Below are 17,201 nucleotides of genomic sequence, written 5' to 3' on the forward strand. Positions count from 1 at the left end.
GGCCGGAGGGGTGCCCGCGAACGGACCGGGGCCCGCACCGGACGTGCCGGTGCGGGCCCCGATCGCGGGACGCGAGGTGCGTCAGGCGGCGACGATGTTCTCCGCCTGCGGGCCCTTGGGGCCCTGGGTCACGTCGAAGGTGACCTTCTGGCCCTCGAGGAGCTCACGGAAGCCCTGCGCGGCGATGTTCGAGTAGTGGGCGAAGACATCGGGGCCGCCGCCGTCCTGCTCGATGAAGCCGAAGCCCTTTTCCGAGTTGAACCACTTGACGGTGCCGGAAGCCATGTTTTTCTCCTTCATGGGGCAAGCCGGAGACCACACTGCGCGGCCTCCTCGTCGCCGAGATGATTGCCCCACACCGGAACAGGTCCGGATAACAAGGAACGCCCGGGGCTTCCAGCCACCGGGCGCGCACAAAGTTCATGGGTACCACAACTGCAACGCCGTTCACGTTAGCACAGTCGGCCGGGCTGTCCAGCTCCCCTCACGGCTCGGTGCGCGGCACGGTGACGGTGACCTTCAGGCCGTGCGGCGGGTGCGGGGCATAGGCGATGGTGGCGCCGCCCGCGGTGAGCAGGGCACGGGTGATCGACAGGCCGAGTCCCGAGCCGGAGACGTTCTGGTGCCGGCCGCTGCGCCAGAAACGGTCACCGACCCGGGAGAGCTCGTCGTCGGTGAGGCCGGGGCCGCGGTCGGCGACGGTGACGTGAACGAGCTCGCCGTCCGGTGCGACGCCGACGGTGACCGGACGGCCCTCCGGCGTGAACTTCAGGGCGTTGTCGATCACGGCGTCCAGGGCGCTGGAGAGGGCCACCGGGTCGGCCCAGCCGGTGACGGCGCTCTGCCCCTCGTAGGTGAGGCCGACGCCCTTGTCGTCGGCCAACGGGCGCCAGGAGTCGACGCGTTCGGCGGCCAGCGCAGCGACATCGGTGAGCTGGAGGTCGGCGGCGGTGTGTTCGGCGAGGGCCAGATCGAGCAGATCGTCCAGGACCCGGGCCAGCCGTTTGCCCTCGGTGCGGACCGAGGCGATCTCCGCGTTGCCGTCGGGGAGTTCGAGGGCCAGCAGCTCGATCCGCAGCAGCAGTGCGGACAGCGGGTTGCGCAGCTGGTGGGACGCGTCGGCGACGAAGGCGCGCTGCTGCTCCAGGACGTCCTCGACGTTGTCGGCCATCTCGTTGAAGGAGCGGGCCAGCCGGCGCAGTTCGGGCGGGCCCGCGGTGGCGGCGACCCGGGCGTTCATCCGGCCGGTGGCGATGTCGTGGCTGGCCGCGTCCAGGACCCGTACGGGCCGCAGCACCCAGCCCGTGAGGCGGAAGGCCGCGGCGACGGCGACGAGCATGGCCGCGCACTCGCCGGCCGCGATCAGCAGCCAGCCGCGCAGGACGTGCGCGCGCATCTGGTCCGTGGGCGAGTCGGTCATGACGACGGCGACCACATCGCCGTCGCGGATCACCGGTGAGGCGACCGGGATGCGGCCGGTGTCGTCCCAGGGCCAGACCTGGTGCGGGTCATGGCTGCGGCGGCCGGCCAGTGCCTCGCTGAAGGCCCGTGCGGCCTCACCGTCCTGGGGTACCGGCAGACCGGCGGGTGCGGCGGCCATGGGGGTGCGATCGCGGTAGAAGACACCGGCACGTATGCCGTAGAGGCCGTAGTAGCGCGCGAGCTCGGTACGGAGGGTGGCGCGCCGCTCGTCCTCCTCCGGGGTTTTGTTCCGGGCGTCCGCGTCGGGACGGGCGGTGACGAACTGGGCGAGGGAGGCGAAGCGGGCGGCGTCGTCGATCCGGTCGACGACCACCCGCTGCTGCTCCACCCCGGCGGTGATGACGCCGAGCGGGATGCCGAGCGCGAGCAGGACACCGGCCATGAGGACGATGAGAAGCGGGAGGAGTCGGGTGCGCACCTGGTCGCGGCGGCCTTCAGGAGGCCGGGGCGGCGGACGTCCGCACCCCCGGGCCGGCGGCCGGGACGACCAGGCGGTAGCCGACGCCGCGCACCGTCTCGATCAGTGCGGGCATGCGCAGTTTGGCGCGGAGTGAGGCGATATGCACCTCCAGCGTCCGGCCGGTGCCCTCCCAGCTCGTGCGCCACACCTCGCTGATGATCTGCTCCCGGCGGAAGACCACACCGGGGCGCTGGGCGAGCAGGGCCAGCAGGTCGAACTCCTTGCGGGTGAGCGGGACCGCGGCACCGTCCACCGACACCTGGCGGGTGGAGAGTTCGACGGTGACCGCGCCCAGACACAACGCCTCCTCGGCGGTGCCCTCCTCGGGGGGCTGCTCACCACCCCCGGGCGCCGTGCGCCGGCTCACCGCGTGGATACGGGCCAGCAGCTCACCGGTGTCGTACGGCTTGACGACATAGTCGTCCGCGCCGAGGTTGAGCCCGTGGATGCGGGAGCGCACATCGGACCGCGCGGTGACCATGATGACGGGGGTGGCGCAGAGCTTGCGGATCCGGCCGCACACCTCGAAGCCGTCCTGGTCGGGCAGCCCGAGGTCGAGCAGCACCACCGCGAACGGCTCCGCGTCGTCGGGCAGCAGGGCCTTGAGCGCGTCCTCGCCGTTGCGCGCGTGCACGACGGCCAGGCCGTGCTTGGCGAGCACCGCGGACAGGGCCGCGGCCACATGATCGTCATCCTCGACGAGCAGCAGTCTCATCAGGCCTCCTCCCGGGTGCGTGCGTACAGGCCACAGGGCATCTACGGCGATAGGAGGCCTACGCGTCAAGAGGCGGCCACCTCCGCGCCGCCATCCGTTACCCAGCCGGTACGCCCAGGACACCACCATGGCGGTGTGTCCACCGCGGGAGCCGCGCCGCGCACACGGCCGTCCCGCCGCAGCCGGATCGTTATGCTCAAGTTCCCCTCAGATGTAATGACGCTGGTCGAAGGGCGTTACTAGGGTCCTCCCCAACCGAGGAGGACGGAGCTACACGCCGATGAGCGAAGTATCGGTGACCAAGAACGCCGAGGGTCCCGCGCCGGCAGGGGACCAGCTGGTCGTGCTGGACAACGTGAACAAGCACTTCGGCGCGCTGCACGTGCTCCAGGACATCGACCTGACGATCAACCGCGGCGAGGTCGTCGTCGTGATCGGGCCTTCGGGCTCCGGCAAGTCGACGCTCTGCCGCACGATCAACCGCCTGGAGACCGTCGACAGCGGCAGCATCGCGATCGACGGCAAGCCGCTGCCGCAGGAGGGCCGCGAACTGGCCCGGCTGCGCGCCGATGTGGGCATGGTCTTCCAGTCCTTCAACCTTTTCGCGCACAAGACAGTGCTCGAAAACGTGATGCTGGGCCAGATAAAGGTCCGCAAAACGGACAAGGCGGAAGCCGCGAAGAAGGCCCGCGCCCTGCTCGACCGGGTCGGTGTCGGCACCCAGGCGGACAAGTACCCCGCACAGCTTTCCGGCGGTCAGCAGCAGCGTGTGGCGATCGCCCGCGCGCTGGCGATGGACCCGAAGGTGATGCTGTTCGACGAGCCGACCTCCGCGCTCGACCCGGAAATGATCAACGAGGTGCTGGACGTCATGCAGCAGCTCGCCCGGGACGGCATGACGATGGTCGTGGTCACCCATGAGATGGGGTTCGCGCGCTCCGCAGCGAACCGGGTCGTCTTCATGGCGGACGGCCGCATCATCGAAGAGGCCGAGCCGAACCAGTTCTTCAACAACCCGCGCAGTGACCGCGCGAAGGACTTCCTGTCGAAGATCCTCCATCACTGAGGCCGCAGTTGGGCCACCATCATTGCCAACACCTGTTGAACCAAAGGATGTTCACCATGAGGATTCGTAAGACGGCTGCGGCCGGTGCGGTGGTGCTCGCGCTGGCGGCGACGGCGACCGCCTGTGGCGGCGAAAAGGGTGCGGCGGGCGACAAGCCGGCCGGCGGCGATGTCTTCAGCGGCAACTACAAGGTCGCCTCGGCGCCGAAGATCGACTCGGCGGTCCTGAAGAAGGCGCAGAAGGCCAAGAAGATCGTCATCGGCGTCAAGGCCGACCAGCCGTTCCTGGGGTTCAAGGACACCACCGGCAAGTACTCCGGCTTCGACATCGAGATCGCCAAGATGGTCGCCGCCGACCTCGGCTTCTCCGAGAAGCAGATCGAGTTCAAGACGATCGACTCCAACGTCCGTGAGACCACCATCTCCAACGGCCAGGTCGACTACTACGTCGGTACCTACACGATCAACGACGAGCGCAAGAAGCAGGTCGGCTTCGCGGGCCCGTACTACACGGCCGGCGCGGACCTCCTGGTGCGCAAGGACGAGAAGGAGATCACCGGACCCGACACCCTCAAGGGCAAGGAGGTCTGCTCGATCGTCGGCTCCACTCCGCTCCAGGAGATCAAGAAGAAGAAGTACGGCGCCAAGACCAGCGAGCAGTCCAAGTACTCGGACTGTGTGAAGTCCCTGCTGGACGGCCAGGTCGACGCGGTCACCACCGACGACGCCATCCTCAAGGGCTACGCCGCACAGCGCCCCGAGAAGCTCCGGGTCGTCGGCAAGTCCTTCACCAAGGAGCCTTACGGCGTCGGCATGAAGAAGGACGACAAGGCCCTGCGCAACGCGATCACCGATGCGCTGGAGAACCACATCAAGAACGGTGACTACAAGAAGGCGTACGACGGCACGCTCGGCAAGTCCGGGTCGAAGTTCGTCGCCCCGGAAACGCCGCTGCCCCGCTACTGAGGCGCTCGCGGACCGACCGGACTCTGCCGCCCCGTACGCCCGCCGCGGCGGGCGTACGGGGCGCAGTGTCTTCGCCCGCCGCTGACTCTTTTCCCGCCGTCGACCCGATGACCGCTACCGCGGAGACCCCATGAACGTACTCCTCGATTATCTGCCCGAGTTCCGGGACGGATTCCTCGGAACCCTGGCGATCACCGCGTCCAGCGCCCTGCTCGCGCTGGTACTCGGCGTGCTCATAGCCGGGTTCCGGGTCTCTCCGATTCCGCCGCTGCGCGCCTTCGGGACGGCCTGGGTCACGGTGCTGCGCAACACACCGCTGACGCTGCTCTTCCTCGTCGCCTTCTTCGTCGTACCGCAGGTCCTCTTCCAGGGCGCGAGCCCGTACGTGCTGGCCACGCTGGCACTCGGCTTCTACACCTCCTCCTTCGTGTGCGAGGCGGTGCGGTCCGGCATCAACACCGTGCCGCTGGGACAGGCGGAGGCCGCGCGCAGCCTCGGTATGACGTTCACCCAGACGCTGGGCCAGATCGTCCTCCCGCAGGCCACCCGGACCGTACTGCCCCCGCTGAGCAGCATCTTCATCGCGCTGACGAAGAACTCCGCGATCGCCGGAGCGTTCGGCTACGGCGAGCTGTTCAACGTCTCCAAGCTGCTCAACGACAAGGGATACGCGATCGCCTGGATCTTCCTGTGGACCGCGCTCGCCTACCTCATCATCACCTTCGCCCTCAGCGCCCTCTTCCGGCTGCTGGAGCGCCGTATGGCGGTCGCCCGATGAACGGACGCGAGGGGCGGATCAGCACGACGTGGGTGCCACGCGCAGGCGGGGCGGAACAAAGCGAGGTAAGGGCATGAGCGGCGCCAGCGTTCTCTACGACGTACCAGGACCGAAGGCGAAGGCACGTAACCTCGTCTACAGCGTTGTCGGCTCGCTCGCGGTGCTGGGGCTGATCGCCTTCGTCGTGATGCGGCTGAACACCGAGGGCCAGCTCGCGCCCGAGGTGTGGAACATCTTCAACAACGCCGGTGTGCGGACCAACATCCGCGACGGTGTGCTGACGACGCTTCAGGTCTTCGCGGTCGCGGCCGTGCTGTCGCTGCTGCTGGGCGTGCTGCTCGCGGTGGCGCGGCTCTCGGACCACAAGCCGGTCCGCTGGCTGGCGACCGGGTTCATCGAGCTCTTCCGCGCCGTTCCGCTGCTGATCACCATCTACGCGCTGTGGGTGATCCTGCTGACCAACCGGGAGGCCATCGGTCTGACCGGGGACCAGCCGCAGTTCTGGGCACTGGTCATCGGACTGACGGTCTACAACGGCTCGGTGCAGGCCGAGGTGCTGCGGGCCGGCATCAACTCCGTGCCCACGGGGCAGCGGGAGGCCGCGTACGCCCTGGGCATGAGCAAGACGCAGGTCATGACGACCGTGCTGATCCCGCAGGCCGTGCGGGCCATGCTGCCCACGATCATCAGCCAGCTCGTGGTCACCCTGAAGGACACCTCCCTCGGCTACATCATCACCTTCGAGGAACTGCTCTTCACCGCCCGCCAGATGAGCACCAACATCATCGTCAACGGCAATGACACCTACGTGCCGTTCATCATCGTCATCGGCACCATCTACGTCGCGATGTGCCTGGCGCTGTCCGCCCTCGCCAACTGGATCGAGCGGCGCGGCCGGCGGGCCAAGACGGGCATCGGTGTCGCCACGGCCGGCGAGCCGGTCACGGCCGCCGACGCGATGGAGGCCGCCGACGCGACGCCCGACGGAGCGGCCGGCACGAAGGACTGACGGCACAGCAGGCCGCCCCGCGGCCGATATCGATCCGTCCGGAGGCGGTGGCACCCTCGCCACCGCCTCCGTCACTTGACGCGAGCGGTCGCAGTGGGTTGCATACGCTGTGTGATCACGCACCGGGCTCCAACTGCCAGTTCCCGCATGTCCCGTACGTACCAGCGGCCCCGGGGAGCTGCGCCGTGGACCCGGTGATCGTCGTCGGGGCCGGCCCGGTCGGCCTCTCCCTCTCGCTCGCCCTCGCCCGCCTCGGCGTCCCCACCGTCGTCCTCGACGAGACCACCGGCCAGGAGGAAACCCGGCCCGCCCGCACCGTCGTGCTCCGCCCGGACACCGCCGCCTTCGTCGCCCGGCTCGGCTGCGCCGACACCCTGGAGAGTGCCGGCACCCACTGGACGGCCTGGCGCACCATGCGCCGCCGGCGCCTGCGGGAACGCGTCGCCTTCGCCCCGCGGACCCCGGACGGCGCGGCCGCCCCCGCCACCGCGTCCCCGGTCCACCTCCCGCAGCACGCGCTCACCCGCGCCCTGCGCACCGCACTCGCCCACGAGAAGCTCGCCGAGGTCGTCACCGGCAGCCGGCTGGCCGATCTCGAACAGGACGAGCACGGCATCAGCGCCCACACCCGCGGCCCCAACGGGACGTGGTGGCGCGGGAGTTACCTCATCGGCTGCGACGGCCCCCGGTCGACCGTCCGCAAGCTGCTGGATGTCCGCTTCCCGGGCCGTACGGCCGTCGAACGGCATGCGGTGGCCGCGCTGCGCTGCGAGCTCCCCTGGCCCGGCGAGGCCCTGCTGCACCGCTCTCCGCCCCGGCAGGGCGGCGGACCGGGCAGCGAGGTCTCCGCCCGCCCGCTGGCCGGCCATGTCTGGCGGCTGGACTGGCTGCTGCCGCCCGGGCGTGAACTCGTCACACCGGACGCCCTGGTCGCCCGGATCCGCGACTCGCTGGCCGGCTGGACCAGCGAGTCCCCGGCGGGCCAAGCCGACGAGACCGGCACGGAGGGCGACGGCACGCTCCCCCGGGGACGCGGCCACGGCCGGCTGGTCCCGCCGTACGAACTTCTCGACACGGGTGTGCACACCGTCCACCACCGGCTGGCCCGGGACTGGCGGCAGGGCCGCGCCTTCCTCGCCGGGGACGCCGCCCATCTGCTGGGCGCGCTCGGCACCCAGGGCCTGGACGAGGGGCTACGGGACGCCGAGAACCTCGCCTGGAAGCTGGGGCTGGCCTGGCATCACGGTGCGTCCGACGTACTGCTCGACAGCTACCAGGCCGAGCGCCGGGGCGCGGTCGCGGCCCGGCTGCGCGCGGCGGACCAGGCGCTGCCGCTGCTGCGGGACGGCCGCGCGGTCCGCTGGCGGACGGTCCTTCCGGGCGCGGCGCGCGGCCGCAGCACCCTGCTGACCGACGGCCACCTGGGCCGCGGCCCGCTCGGCGCGCCGCCGGTCTATGCCCGCACCCCGCTGGCGCCGCCCGACGGGCAGAGCGGCAGCCTCCTCGTCGAGACGCCGCCCGGCGCACCGGTCACGGATGTGGCGGTGACCGCGTCGGACGGCGCGGTGGTACGGCTGCGCGACCGGCTCGGGCGCGGGCTGCTGGTGGTGCTGGTGGCCCCCGGCACCGGCGTCTGGGACCGTCGGCACTGGCAGTCGGCGGGCCTGATGCCCCAGCTGGCCGACGCGGTCGACGCGCTGCCGATGGACGCCGAGGTCCTGGTCACCGAGGCCTACCCGGGCGCGGCCGCGCACACCGTGCTGCTCGTGCGGCCGGACGGCCATCTGGTCACCGCGCTGTCCGGCGTCCGTCCGGCCGAGATGGCGGCGTGCGCGAACGCGGTGCGGGGCGGGGCACACGGGCCGGTGACCGGGTCCGGCCGGGCCCGGCGGTCCGGGGACGCGGCGGCGTCCGGGGGCGGCGAGGCCGGGGAGGAGGAGGCTTCCGCGGTTGACCCTGTGGGAAGCTCCATGCTTCACTCCGAGAGTGACTGATCACAGCTCGCGATTCTGGCGGAGGGTCCATCTCGACCTGGTCCGCTATGCGGGCTGCATGTGTCGTCCGTCCTGTTGATCCGCATCTCCTTCCCCGCGCGGCCGCCCGCCCCTGTCCGGCAGCCGCGCCTCTTCGCGATCACTCAGGACGGTTTCCGTGCCCGACGTAGACACCCCTGCGCGCCCGCCTGCCACCGGCCATGACGGCGGGCCCAGCGCCTCCGAACTCCTCGACTTCGCCCGCCGGGCCGCCACCGACCCGGCCCTCGTCGCCTCGCTCCCCCTCGACCCCGAAGGCCGCACCTGGATCCGGCTGGACGGACCGGGCGGCAGTGAGGCCTGGCTGATCGGCTGGCCGCCCGGCACCGGCACCGGCTGGCACGACCACGGAGGCTCGCGCGGCGCCTTCGCGGCGGCCGCGGGTGAGCTGACGGAACAGTCGCTCGCCGCCGCACTGCCCACCGAGGGCTGGAAGACCCTGGAACTCGCCGACGGCGTGGACCGGGAGCGCCGGCTCAGCGACGGGCGCGGCCGGGCGTTCGGCCCGCACCATGTGCACCAGGTGCTCAACCTCTCCGCGGACACCCATGCGGTGTCGGTGCACGCCTACTACCCGCCGCTGCCGCTGATGCGCCGCTACAGCCGCACCGGGCCGGTGCTGCGGCTCGAAGCGGTCGAGCAGCCGGAGGAGTGGGCATGAGCGCGATCGACGCGCTGCTGGCGCAGGCCCGGCGCGAGCTGGGGCACCGGGTGGATCCCCGGGAGGCCGCCGCCGTCCAGGAGGCGGGCGGGCTGCTGGTGGACATCCGCTATGCGGAGCTGCGGGAGCGCGACGGCACCATCCCCGGCGCGCTGGTCGTCGAGCGCAACGAGCTGGAATGGCGGCTCGACCCGACGGGCGACCACCGCGCCCCGGAAGCGACACATCACGACCTCCCGGTCGTGGTCATCTGCAACGAGGGCTACGCCTCGACCCTCGCCGCGCTCTCCCTGCGCCAGTTGGGACTGCACCGGGCAACCGACCTGGCGGGCGGGTTCCAGGCTTGGCGGGGGGCCGGGTTGGGAGTTGAGCTTGGGGGTTGAGCTTGGGGGCGGGGGCTGAGGTTGGGGGGACGGTGGGGCTGCCCGGCGTCTGCGCCCGCACCCGGCCCCGGCACCCGGCACCCGCGGCGAGGAAGTTGTCGTTGCCCTCGCCGCCGCCCCTCATGCATCCGGCAGATAGTGCTCCTCCAGGAGATCCGGGTCCTCGCCTTCCTCCTCCAACGCCTGTTTGACGACGCGGAGGGCGAGGCCCTCCGGGTACCCCTTGCGGGCCAGCATTCCGGCCAGTCGGCGAAGGCGCTTTTCGCGGTCCAGGCCTCTGCTGGCGCGCAGTTTGCGATCGACCAACTCGCGGGCGGTGGACTCCTCCTGCTCGGAGTCGAGGCGGCCGACGGCCACCTCGATGACGGCGGAGTCCACACCCTTGGTGCGTAGTTCTCGGGCCAGGGCACGGCGGGCCAGGCCGCGCCCGTGGTGGCGGGACTCCACCCAGGCGTCGGCGAAGGCCGCGTCGTCGATCAGACCGACGTCCTCGAAGCGGGACAGCACCTCTTCCGCGGCCTCCTCGGGGATGCCCCGTTGGCGCAGGGCGTCCTCGAGCTGCTTGCGCGTACGCGGATTCCCGGTGAGCAGGCGCAGGCAGATGGCCCGCGCCTGCTCCTCGGGCGTACGCGGTGGCCCCGACTCGGCCCTCGACGAGGAGGGGCCACCGCTGTCCTCACGGCCACGACGGCCCCTGCGGCCGCTACGGGTCTCGGCGTCGCCGGCAGCGCTGTGGGTCTCTTCCTCGCTGCCCGGCCATTCCGTTCGCCGCGTCATGGCGGGCTAGCTCTTGGCCGCGGCGGCCTTGGAACCCTTGGCGCCCTTGGCCGCCGGCGCCGGAGCCGCGGCAGCCGGTTCGGCCGCCGCCACCGCGGCGTCCGCGCCGGGCTCCACCGCCGGGTCCTGCGGCTTCACACCGATGCCGAGCTTCTCCTTGATCTTCTTTTCGATCTCGTTGGCGAGATCCGGGTTGTCCTTGAGGAAGTTGCGGGCGTTCTCCTTGCCCTGACCGAGCTGGTCGCCTTCGTAGGTGTACCAAGCACCGGACTTGCGGATGAAGCCGTGCTCCACGCCCATGTCGATCAGGCCGCCCTCGCGGCTGATGCCCTGGCCGTAGAGGATGTCGAACTCGGCCTGCTTGAAGGGCGGGGAGACCTTGTTCTTGACGACCTTGACGCGGGTGCGGTTGCCGACCGCGTCCGTGCCGTCCTTGAGGGTTTCGATGCGGCGGATGTCGAGGCGCACCGAGGCGTAGAACTTCAGCGCACGGCCACCGGTCGTGGTCTCCGGCGAGCCGAACATCACGCCGATCTTCTCGCGGAGCTGGTTGATGAAGATCGCGGTGGTCTTGGACTGGTTGAGCGCGCTGGTGATCTTGCGCAGTGCCTGGCTCATCAGCCGGGCCTGGAGGCCGACATGGGAGTCGCCCATCTCGCCCTCGATCTCGGCCCGCGGCACCAGGGCGGCGACGGAGTCGATCACGATGAGGTCGAGCGCGCCGGAGCGGACCAGCATGTCCGTGATCTCCAGCGCCTGCTCGCCGTTGTCCGGCTGGGACAGGATCAGGGAGTCGGTGTCCACGCCGAGCTTCTTGGCGTACTCCGGGTCGAGGGCGTGCTCGGCGTCGATGAACGCGACGGAGCCGCCGGCCTTCTGGGCGTTCGCGACGGCGTGCAGGGTCAGGGTCGTCTTACCGGAGGACTCCGGGCCGTAGACCTCGATGACGCGGCCGCGGGGGAGGCCGCCGACGCCGAGCGCGACGTCGAGGGCGGTGGAGCCGGTGGGGATGACCTCGATGGGCTCCTTCGACCGCTCCCCCATGCGCATCACGGCGCCCTTGCCGAATTGCCGTTCAATCTGTGCGAGTGCGGCGTCCAGCGCCTTCTCGCGGTCAGTGCCTGCCATGGGTTCCACCCGATTTGCTTGAGTCGATCGCTTCACGTCCATGACGCTAACGCCTGCCACTGACAATGCGCCCGGACCCGGCTGCGGCCTGTGGATAACTCCGCGAAAAGCCCGAGAACAGAGGCCGGATCTCCCATGAGAATGGATGTTCGATTTTGGTGTCAAGCGGCATCACCCGTACGTCGCCGACGGGGAGCGCCGTCCCGTGCCGTCAAAGGTTGATCGTTGTCGTGGCCTCTCGGCAGGGGGCCGTGAACGCCGTCGCCCGGCCCCGCCGTGGCGGGAGGGAAGACAGAGGTCAGGCGTTCATGTCACATCCTGCCGAGCTGGGCCGTCATGGGGGTGCAAGCATCAAAAACGCAGAGGAGATCACCATGAATGCCCGTTTGGACGCCTTCAGCAGCCCGACCGTGGGCAAGGTCTTCAAGCACATCATCGCGGCGGGCAAGGTGCTCGAGGACTCGACGCTGCCGCTCGCGACGCAGGAGCTGGTGAGGCTCCGCGCCAGTCAGATCAACGGGTGCGGCTTCTGCACCGACATGCACAGCAAGGACGCCGCCGCGGCCGGGGAGACCTCGGTACGTCTCCACCTGGTCGCGGCGTGGCGGGAGGCCACGGTCTTCACCGAGGCCGAACGGGCCGCGCTGGAGCTGACGGAGCAGGGCACCCGCATCGCGGATGCGGCCGGCGGGGTCACGGACGAGGCCTGGGCGAACGCCGCCAAGCACTACGACGAGGAGCAGCTGGCCGCCCTGGTGTGCGCGATCGCCCTCATCAACGCCTTCAACCGGGCAAACGTCATCATCCAGCAGCCCGCCGGCGACTACCGGCCCGGCCAGTTCGCCTGACCCGGAGAGCCTGGCCGGACTGCTGCCGCCCTCGCGGCTGCGGCATCACACGCCCCGGGACCCCTCGCCGGGTCCCGGGGCGTCACCATGATCCGGCCCGTGCGAACGCCGCCCTGCCCCTCCGGTGGTGCGCCCCTCCGTCAGCGGACCTCCTCACCCTCCGCCTGGGTGCCGCCCGCCTTCCGGTCCTCCAGAGGAGCCGACGGCTGCACGTCGTGCAGGTTCCGCCGCATACGGGCCAGGGCCCTGACGCCGCGCCCGCGCCTGCCGTGCACCCGCAGGTCGTCGGTGACCTCGTACCGCTTCACGTACGCGCCGAGAAAGGCCTGCAGTGTCGCTGTCGCCGGGATCGCGATCAGTGCGCCCACCGCGCCCATCAGGGCCGTGCCGGCGACGACCGAGCCGAAGGCGACGGCGGGATGGATGTCCACCGTCTTGGCGGTGATCCGCGGCTGCAGGACGTAATTCTCGAACTGCTGGTAGATCACCACGAAGCCGAAGACCCACAGGGCGTACCAGGGGTCGACGGTGAACGCGATCAGGATGGGCAGGGCGCCCGCGAGATAGGTCCCTATGGTCGGGATGAACTGGGAGACCAGGCCCACCCATATGCCCAGCGCCGGGGCGTACGGCACTCCCAGGACCTCCAGCAGCACATAGTGCGCGATACCGGAGATCAGCGCCATCAGTCCGCGCGAGTAGAGATACCCGCCGGTCTTGGCGACCGCGATCTCCCAGGCCCGCAGCACCTCCGTCTGGCGGTGCGGCGGCAGCACCGAGCACAGCGTGCGGCGCAGCCGGGGGCCGTCGGCGGCGAAGTAGAAGGAGAACAGGGCCACCGTCAGAAGGTTGAACAGGCTGCCCAGCACCGTCGCCGAGACGGCCAGCACATTGTTGGCGCTGTCCGTGACGTACTTCTGCAGCCAGTCCGACTTGAGCAGGTTGTTCTGCACCTCGACCCGTGAGAGATGGGTGTGCAGGGTGTTGTTGACCCAGCTGATCACGGAGTCCAGGTACTGCGGGAACTCCTCGACCATGTTGGTTATCTGGCCGGCGAGCATGGAGCCCAGGAGCGCGAAGAATCCGGCCGCGACGCCGAGGATGCCCACGAAGACCAGACCGGTGGCCAGGCCGCGCCGCATGCCCCGGGCGGCCATCCAGTCGACGGCCGGTTCGACGGCCAGCGCGAGGAAGAACGCGATCAGCACGTTCAGCAGCAGGTTGATCAGCTGGTGGAATCCCCAGGTGGCGAGCTGGAAGCAGGCCACCAGGGCGAGCGCGAGCACCATGGCGCGCGGCAGCCAGCGCGGCATCCGCGCATCGGTCCGGTCCTCGGAGCGTGGGACGTCGTTGCTGGTGATCTCATCTGACTCGGGCACGGAGCCAAGTGTCGCGTACGGTCATGACACTCCCGGTCCGGGGCCGTGCCCCGAGCGGCGATTCCCGGCCATCGCGCCCTCTTCCGCCCAGGTCAGAGCCCTGCGACAGCCCCGTTCAACGTTTGTCGGACGGCACATCCATGACCGAGCAGACCACCCGCCACACCTCTTTGGCGCTCCACCCCGCGTCCAGTGCCTCGTGCACGGTCCGGCCGCCGAGGCCGGACATCACATGATCGCGCGCGAAGGAGTCGGCATACGCCGCACCGAAGTGATCCGCCATCCGCTGCCAGAAGACCGTCAACCGCATGCCTTCAGTATCCCGCCCTGGGAGGGCAGCGGTCGCGAGCCGGTGCCACCGGGGGAAAACCGCCCTACGGTCAGCCCATGGCCGAAAACGTAAGCTCACCTTCGACTCCTCTGGCGCGTGCCGAGCGATTCGTCTGGCTGACCGCCCGGGTGCTCGAGCAGCGGCTCTTCGAGTACCACTTCCTCGGCGGCGGGGCCGACCCCGTGGAGACCGCGCTCGCCGCGTACCGCAATGACGACGACGGCTTCGGCCACGCGCTGGAGCCCGATCTCCGTGGCCCGGTCAGCCAGCCGCTGCACACCGCGCACGCCCTGAAGGTCCTCGATCTGATCGGGCGGTGCGACGGCCGCCAGGTGGAGCGGATCTGCCGCTATCTGACGAAGATCTCCACCCCGGAGGGCGCGCTGCCAGCGCTGCACCCTTCGCTGCGCGGCTATCCGGCCGCGCCCTGGATCCCGGTGGTCGACGATCCGCCGAGCGCGCTGCTGGCCACCGGTCCCGTGGTGGGCGTCCTGCACCGTAACGAGGTGTGGCACGCCTGGCTGTTCCGGGCCACGGACTACTGCTGGGCGACCGTGGAGTCGATGGAGGAGACCCACCCGTACGAGGTCGAGGCGGCGGTGGCCTTCCTGGACGGCGCCCCGGACCGGCCGCGGGCCGCCGCGGCGGCGCAGCGGCTCGGCCGGCTGGTACGGGACCGGCGTCTGGTGCTGCTGGACCCGGAGCAGGCCGCGGACGTCCCGGTGGCGCCGGGGTACGCCCCGGGGGAACACCACCTGGCGTACGACTTCGCGCCCGCGCCCGGCTCACTGGCCCGCGACTGGTTCACCGACGAGGAGATGGAGCGGGCGCTGGACCACCTCGTCGCACTCCAGGAGGAGGACGGCGGCTGGCCGGTCAACTGGCGGGTGTGGGCACCCGGGACGGCCCTGGAGAGCCGCCCCATGGTGACGCTCAGGGCGCTGCTGACCCTCCGAGCGTACGGGCGTCCCCTCTAGCGCTCACCCTCCCAGGGCCCGCACCCCTGCCGTGACCGCCACGGCGACGCCGACGACCAGGAGGAACGGCGCCCGCAGGACGAGGGCGACGGTCGCGGCGGCCACCCCCGCGGCCTTGGCGTCGAGCATCAGGTGGCTGCCGTCGCTGAAGGTCTGCTGGGCGGTGAGCGCGGCCAGCAGGGCCACCGGCAGCAGCGCGGCCAGCCGCTTGACGAGCGGGCGCTCCAGAACGCCGGCGGGCGCCGCCAGGCCGAGGTACTTGACCAGGTAGCAGCCGACGGCGGTGACGGCGATCGCGATCCAAACGCTCATGCCCGGTCCTCCTTGGTGGCGGTGCGGCTGTCGGGGGCCCCGTCCGGGCGCGCGGGCGGCGCGGCGGGGCCGGCCGGGACGGCGCCCGGCTCCTGCGCCGTGCCGGCCTCCTTCGCCCGCTCCCGGCGCCCCTGGACAACGAGGACGGCGGGTGCGGCGAGTGCCGAGATCAGCACCGGTACACCGGTGGGCAGCAGCGGCAGCGTCACCATGACCAGCACCACGGCGAGACCGGCCGCGACCCGTTCCACGGTGTCCTTGAGCATCGGCGCCAGCAGCGCCAGGAAGACCGCGGGGCCGGCCGCGTCCAGTCCCCAGGCCTCGGTGTCGCCGAGCGCCTCGGCACCCAGGGCACCGACGAGGGTGGTGAGGTTCCACAGGACGTAGAGGGTCAGCCCGGTGACGGTGAAGCCCAGACGGGCGGTGCGCCGGTCGGGCTGGGCCAGGGTGACGGCCGAGGTTTCGTCGATGACCCAGTGGGCGGCGAAGGGTTTGACCGTGGACCGGTACCCGAGGACGGCGGACAGCCGCAGCCCGTAGAAGGCGTTGCGGGCGCCCAGGAAGAACGCGCCGGCCGCGGCGGTGAGCGGGTTGCCGCCCGCCGCCAGCGCGCCGACCAGGGCGAACTGTGAGGCACCGGTGAACACCAGCAGGCTGAGCGCGCAGGTCTGCAGGAGGCTGAGCCCGACGCCGGCCGACGTCACACCGAAGGCGAATCCGGAAAGGCCGACGGCGACGCCGACGCCGAGTGCGTCCCTGATGACGGCGGCGTCGGATGTCGCGGGCGGTGCCGGCGGCGGTGGCGCGGCCCGCTCCGTGGTGCGTATCTCTGTCTGTTCTGGCACGTCCCGGACCTTAGGGTCCGGCGACCTCGCACGTCTTGTACGTTCTTGCGCCCGGGGCACGCACCGCCGCACGGCGCTCACAGGGCCCGTCCCCCTCCCGTACCGCCCGCCCCTAGGCCGAGCGCTCCCTCCGGTACGCGCCGGGCGGTACGCCGACGATCCGGGTGAAGTGCCGGTTCAGATGCGGCTGGTCGGTGAAGCCCACGGCGACGGCCGTATCGGCGGGTGTGCGGCCCGCTTCCAGGAGCCTGCGGGCCCGGCGCACCCGGGCGTCGGTGAGCCAGGTGTGCGGCGGCATGCCGTACGCGCCCTTGAAGGCCCGCAGCAGCGCGAACGGGCCGGTACCGAGTTCCTGCGCCAGCCTCTCCAGGGAGGGCGGGTCGGCCATCCGCTCCTCCAGGACGGCCCGGGCGCGGGCGGCGGTCCGGGCTCCCGCGGTGCGAGGCGTACGCGCCGGGAGCGGGCCTCCGTAGCGGCGCAGCAGCCGGGCCACGGCGATCCGCAGCAGACTGTCGGCGGCCAGCGCGTTGCCGGTCTCGGCGGCCCGGTGGATCTCGGTGATCACGCCGGCGAGCTGCGGGTCCTCGGCGACCGTCCGGTCGAACCCCGCGGTGCCGCGCAGGGCCGTGGTCTCCTCGGCGATCTCCGCGACGACCTCGTAGGACGGGTAGAGCGTGGCGTAGGCCCAGCCCTCGGGCACGCCCGCCCGGGCGGTGTGCGCGACCTCCGGGTTGAGCATGATGACGCCGCCGTGGCCCGCCCGGACGGTGCCCTCCCGGAGCCCGACCTCCTCGATGCCGGCCGTCACCGCGCACACGACATAGCCGTCGTGCGCGTGACGGGGGAAGGAGTGCCGGACGTAGCGGGCACGCAGCAGGTCGAGGCCGGGCAGCCCGTCGTAGCGCCAGTGGCGCGCCCACTCACCGCGCGCCCGCGGCACGGCGGCCGCACCGGGCCCGCCGCCGGCCGCCTGCTCCCCGCTGACCATGACCATGCCGCCATTGTGCGTCCGCCGGGTGGCCGCCGACCTGCGCGTCCGCAGCGTGGACGGC

The 17,201-nt window shown here is 71.2% G+C and carries 20 protein-coding genes; 10 read left to right on the plus strand and 10 right to left on the minus strand.

Features of this window, described 5'->3' with window-relative positions; genetic code table 11:
- Positions 1-81: 81 nt before the first annotated feature.
- The 3 genes from STRNI_RS12350 to STRNI_RS12360 form a co-directional block, all read right to left on the minus strand.
- On the minus strand, positions 82-285 hold the full coding sequence (locus STRNI_RS12350; protein WP_006602702.1) for a cold-shock protein: 204 nt from the start codon (positions 283-285) through the stop codon (positions 82-84).
- Positions 286-484: 199 nt separating this feature from the next.
- Positions 485-1,900: a sensor histidine kinase gene (locus STRNI_RS12355; RefSeq protein WP_148590066.1), complete on the minus strand. Its 1,416-nt coding sequence runs from the start codon at positions 1,898-1,900 to the stop codon at positions 485-487.
- A 16-nt stretch (positions 1,901-1,916) separates the two neighbouring features.
- Positions 1,917-2,657 carry a response regulator transcription factor gene (locus STRNI_RS12360; RefSeq protein WP_266446080.1) on the minus strand — a complete coding sequence of 247 codons (741 nt, stop codon included), beginning with the start codon at positions 2,655-2,657 and terminating at the stop codon, positions 1,917-1,919.
- Positions 2,658-2,937: 280 nt separating this feature from the next.
- On the opposite strand from STRNI_RS12360, the gene STRNI_RS12365 reads away from it, so the two are divergent.
- From STRNI_RS12365 to STRNI_RS12395, 8 genes are all read left to right on the plus strand, one after another.
- Entirely contained in the window at positions 2,938-3,723 is a 786-nt protein-coding gene (locus tag STRNI_RS12365) for an amino acid ABC transporter ATP-binding protein (protein WP_018092921.1), read from the plus strand.
- Between the two features lie 56 nt (positions 3,724-3,779).
- Positions 3,780-4,688, plus strand: a complete 909-nt coding sequence (locus STRNI_RS12370; RefSeq protein WP_026170224.1) for a glutamate ABC transporter substrate-binding protein — start codon at positions 3,780-3,782, stop codon at positions 4,686-4,688.
- A gap of 130 nt (positions 4,689-4,818) precedes the next feature.
- Positions 4,819-5,466, plus strand: coding sequence for an amino acid ABC transporter permease (locus STRNI_RS12375; protein ID WP_018092923.1), 648 nt, complete (start codon positions 4,819-4,821; stop codon positions 5,464-5,466).
- A 73-nt stretch (positions 5,467-5,539) separates the two neighbouring features.
- On the plus strand, positions 5,540-6,475 hold the full coding sequence (locus STRNI_RS12380; RefSeq protein WP_018092924.1) for an amino acid ABC transporter permease: 936 nt from the start codon (positions 5,540-5,542) through the stop codon (positions 6,473-6,475).
- Between the two features lie 185 nt (positions 6,476-6,660).
- On the plus strand, positions 6,661-8,469 hold the full coding sequence (locus STRNI_RS12385; protein ID WP_277411274.1) for an FAD-dependent monooxygenase: 1,809 nt from the start codon (positions 6,661-6,663) through the stop codon (positions 8,467-8,469).
- Complete coding sequence (locus tag STRNI_RS41345) at positions 8,462-8,548, plus strand: putative leader peptide (protein WP_311044721.1); 87 nt, start codon at positions 8,462-8,464, stop codon at positions 8,546-8,548. Before STRNI_RS12385 ends, STRNI_RS41345 begins: the two co-directional genes overlap by 8 nt.
- A 78-nt stretch (positions 8,549-8,626) precedes the next feature.
- Positions 8,627-9,169 (plus strand): cupin domain-containing protein, encoded by a 543-nt coding sequence (locus STRNI_RS12390; RefSeq protein ID WP_018092926.1) that lies wholly within the window; start codon positions 8,627-8,629, stop codon positions 9,167-9,169.
- Positions 9,166-9,552, plus strand: a complete 387-nt coding sequence (locus STRNI_RS12395; RefSeq protein WP_277411275.1) for a rhodanese-like domain-containing protein — start codon at positions 9,166-9,168, stop codon at positions 9,550-9,552. Before STRNI_RS12390 ends, STRNI_RS12395 begins: the two co-directional genes overlap by 4 nt.
- Before the next feature lie 120 nt (positions 9,553-9,672).
- Here the strand turns inward: STRNI_RS12395 and recX are convergent, their stop codons facing one another.
- Entirely contained in the window at positions 9,673-10,329 is a 657-nt protein-coding gene (gene recX / locus STRNI_RS12400; protein WP_266446091.1) for a recombination regulator RecX, read from the minus strand.
- A 6-nt stretch (positions 10,330-10,335) separates the two neighbouring features.
- Complete coding sequence (gene recA, locus STRNI_RS12405; protein WP_018092929.1) at positions 10,336-11,457, minus strand: recombinase RecA; 1,122 nt, start codon at positions 11,455-11,457, stop codon at positions 10,336-10,338.
- Positions 11,458-11,831: 374 nt separating this feature from the next.
- On the opposite strand from recA, the gene STRNI_RS12410 reads away from it, so the two are divergent.
- A complete protein-coding gene (locus STRNI_RS12410; RefSeq protein WP_159485860.1) occupies positions 11,832-12,305 on the plus strand; it encodes a carboxymuconolactone decarboxylase family protein in 474 nt (157 codons plus the stop codon).
- A 140-nt stretch (positions 12,306-12,445) separates the two neighbouring features.
- Here STRNI_RS12410 and STRNI_RS12415 read toward each other — a convergent pair whose 3' ends face one another.
- Both STRNI_RS12415 and STRNI_RS12420 read right to left on the minus strand, forming a co-directional pair.
- Positions 12,446-13,684, minus strand: a complete 1,239-nt coding sequence (locus tag STRNI_RS12415; protein WP_381845825.1) for an AI-2E family transporter — start codon at positions 13,682-13,684, stop codon at positions 12,446-12,448.
- A 115-nt stretch (positions 13,685-13,799) separates the two neighbouring features.
- Complete coding sequence (locus STRNI_RS12420; protein ID WP_018092932.1) at positions 13,800-13,994, minus strand: DUF3046 domain-containing protein; 195 nt, start codon at positions 13,992-13,994, stop codon at positions 13,800-13,802.
- A gap of 77 nt (positions 13,995-14,071) precedes the next feature.
- Here STRNI_RS12420 and STRNI_RS12425 point away from each other — a divergent pair, with 77 nt between their 5' ends.
- Positions 14,072-14,992, plus strand: a complete 921-nt coding sequence (locus tag STRNI_RS12425) for a hypothetical protein (RefSeq protein ID WP_266446095.1) — start codon at positions 14,072-14,074, stop codon at positions 14,990-14,992.
- A 3-nt stretch (positions 14,993-14,995) separates the two neighbouring features.
- Here STRNI_RS12425 and STRNI_RS12430 read toward each other — a convergent pair whose 3' ends face one another.
- The 3 genes from STRNI_RS12430 to STRNI_RS12440 all read right to left on the minus strand — a co-directional run bounded on the left by STRNI_RS12430 (position 14,996) and on the right by STRNI_RS12440 (position 17,143).
- Complete coding sequence (locus STRNI_RS12430; protein ID WP_274738436.1) at positions 14,996-15,304, minus strand: AzlD domain-containing protein; 309 nt, start codon at positions 15,302-15,304, stop codon at positions 14,996-14,998.
- Entirely contained in the window at positions 15,301-16,149 is an 849-nt protein-coding gene (locus STRNI_RS12435) for an AzlC family ABC transporter permease (RefSeq protein WP_381845824.1), read from the minus strand. The genes STRNI_RS12430 and STRNI_RS12435 overlap by 4 nt, the downstream gene beginning before the upstream one ends.
- Before the next feature lie 112 nt (positions 16,150-16,261).
- Positions 16,262-17,143, minus strand: a complete 882-nt coding sequence (locus STRNI_RS12440; protein WP_277411276.1) for an AraC family transcriptional regulator — start codon at positions 17,141-17,143, stop codon at positions 16,262-16,264.
- Between the last annotated feature and the right edge of the window lie 58 nt (positions 17,144-17,201).

It is taken from the genome of Streptomyces nigrescens (assembly GCF_027626975.1).
GTDB lineage: Bacteria > Actinomycetota > Actinomycetes > Streptomycetales > Streptomycetaceae > Streptomyces > Streptomyces nigrescens.

Excerpts from the sequence above, each read along its gene's own strand:
- STRNI_RS12370 (WP_026170224.1), top strand. The coding sequence starts at position 3,780 with ATGAGGATTCGTAAGACGGCTGCGGCCGGTGCGGTGGTGCTCGCGCTG.
- STRNI_RS12380 (WP_018092924.1), top strand. The coding sequence starts at position 5,540 with ATGAGCGGCGCCAGCGTTCTCTACGACGTACCAGGACCGAAGGCGAAG.
- STRNI_RS12430 (WP_274738436.1), bottom strand. The coding sequence starts at position 15,304 with ATGAGCGTTTGGATCGCGATCGCCGTCACCGCCGTCGGCTGCTACCTG.
- STRNI_RS12410 (WP_159485860.1), top strand. The coding sequence starts at position 11,832 with ATGAATGCCCGTTTGGACGCCTTCAGCAGCCCGACCGTGGGCAAGGTC.
- STRNI_RS12395 (WP_277411275.1), top strand. The coding sequence starts at position 9,166 with ATGAGCGCGATCGACGCGCTGCTGGCGCAGGCCCGGCGCGAGCTGGGG.
- STRNI_RS12440 (WP_277411276.1), bottom strand. The coding sequence starts at position 17,143 with ATGGTCATGGTCAGCGGGGAGCAGGCGGCCGGCGGCGGGCCCGGTGCG.
- STRNI_RS12360 (WP_266446080.1), bottom strand. The coding sequence starts at position 2,657 with ATGAGACTGCTGCTCGTCGAGGATGACGATCATGTGGCCGCGGCCCTG.
- STRNI_RS12425 (WP_266446095.1), top strand. The coding sequence starts at position 14,072 with ATGGCCGAAAACGTAAGCTCACCTTCGACTCCTCTGGCGCGTGCCGAG.
- STRNI_RS12350 (WP_006602702.1), bottom strand. The coding sequence starts at position 285 with ATGGCTTCCGGCACCGTCAAGTGGTTCAACTCGGAAAAGGGCTTCGGC.
- STRNI_RS12365 (WP_018092921.1), top strand. The coding sequence starts at position 2,938 with ATGAGCGAAGTATCGGTGACCAAGAACGCCGAGGGTCCCGCGCCGGCA.
- recA (WP_018092929.1), bottom strand. The coding sequence starts at position 11,457 with ATGGCAGGCACTGACCGCGAGAAGGCGCTGGACGCCGCACTCGCACAG.
- STRNI_RS12420 (WP_018092932.1), bottom strand. The coding sequence starts at position 13,994 with ATGCGGTTGACGGTCTTCTGGCAGCGGATGGCGGATCACTTCGGTGCG.
- STRNI_RS12375 (WP_018092923.1), top strand. The coding sequence starts at position 4,819 with ATGAACGTACTCCTCGATTATCTGCCCGAGTTCCGGGACGGATTCCTC.
- recX (WP_266446091.1), bottom strand. The coding sequence starts at position 10,329 with ATGACGCGGCGAACGGAATGGCCGGGCAGCGAGGAAGAGACCCACAGC.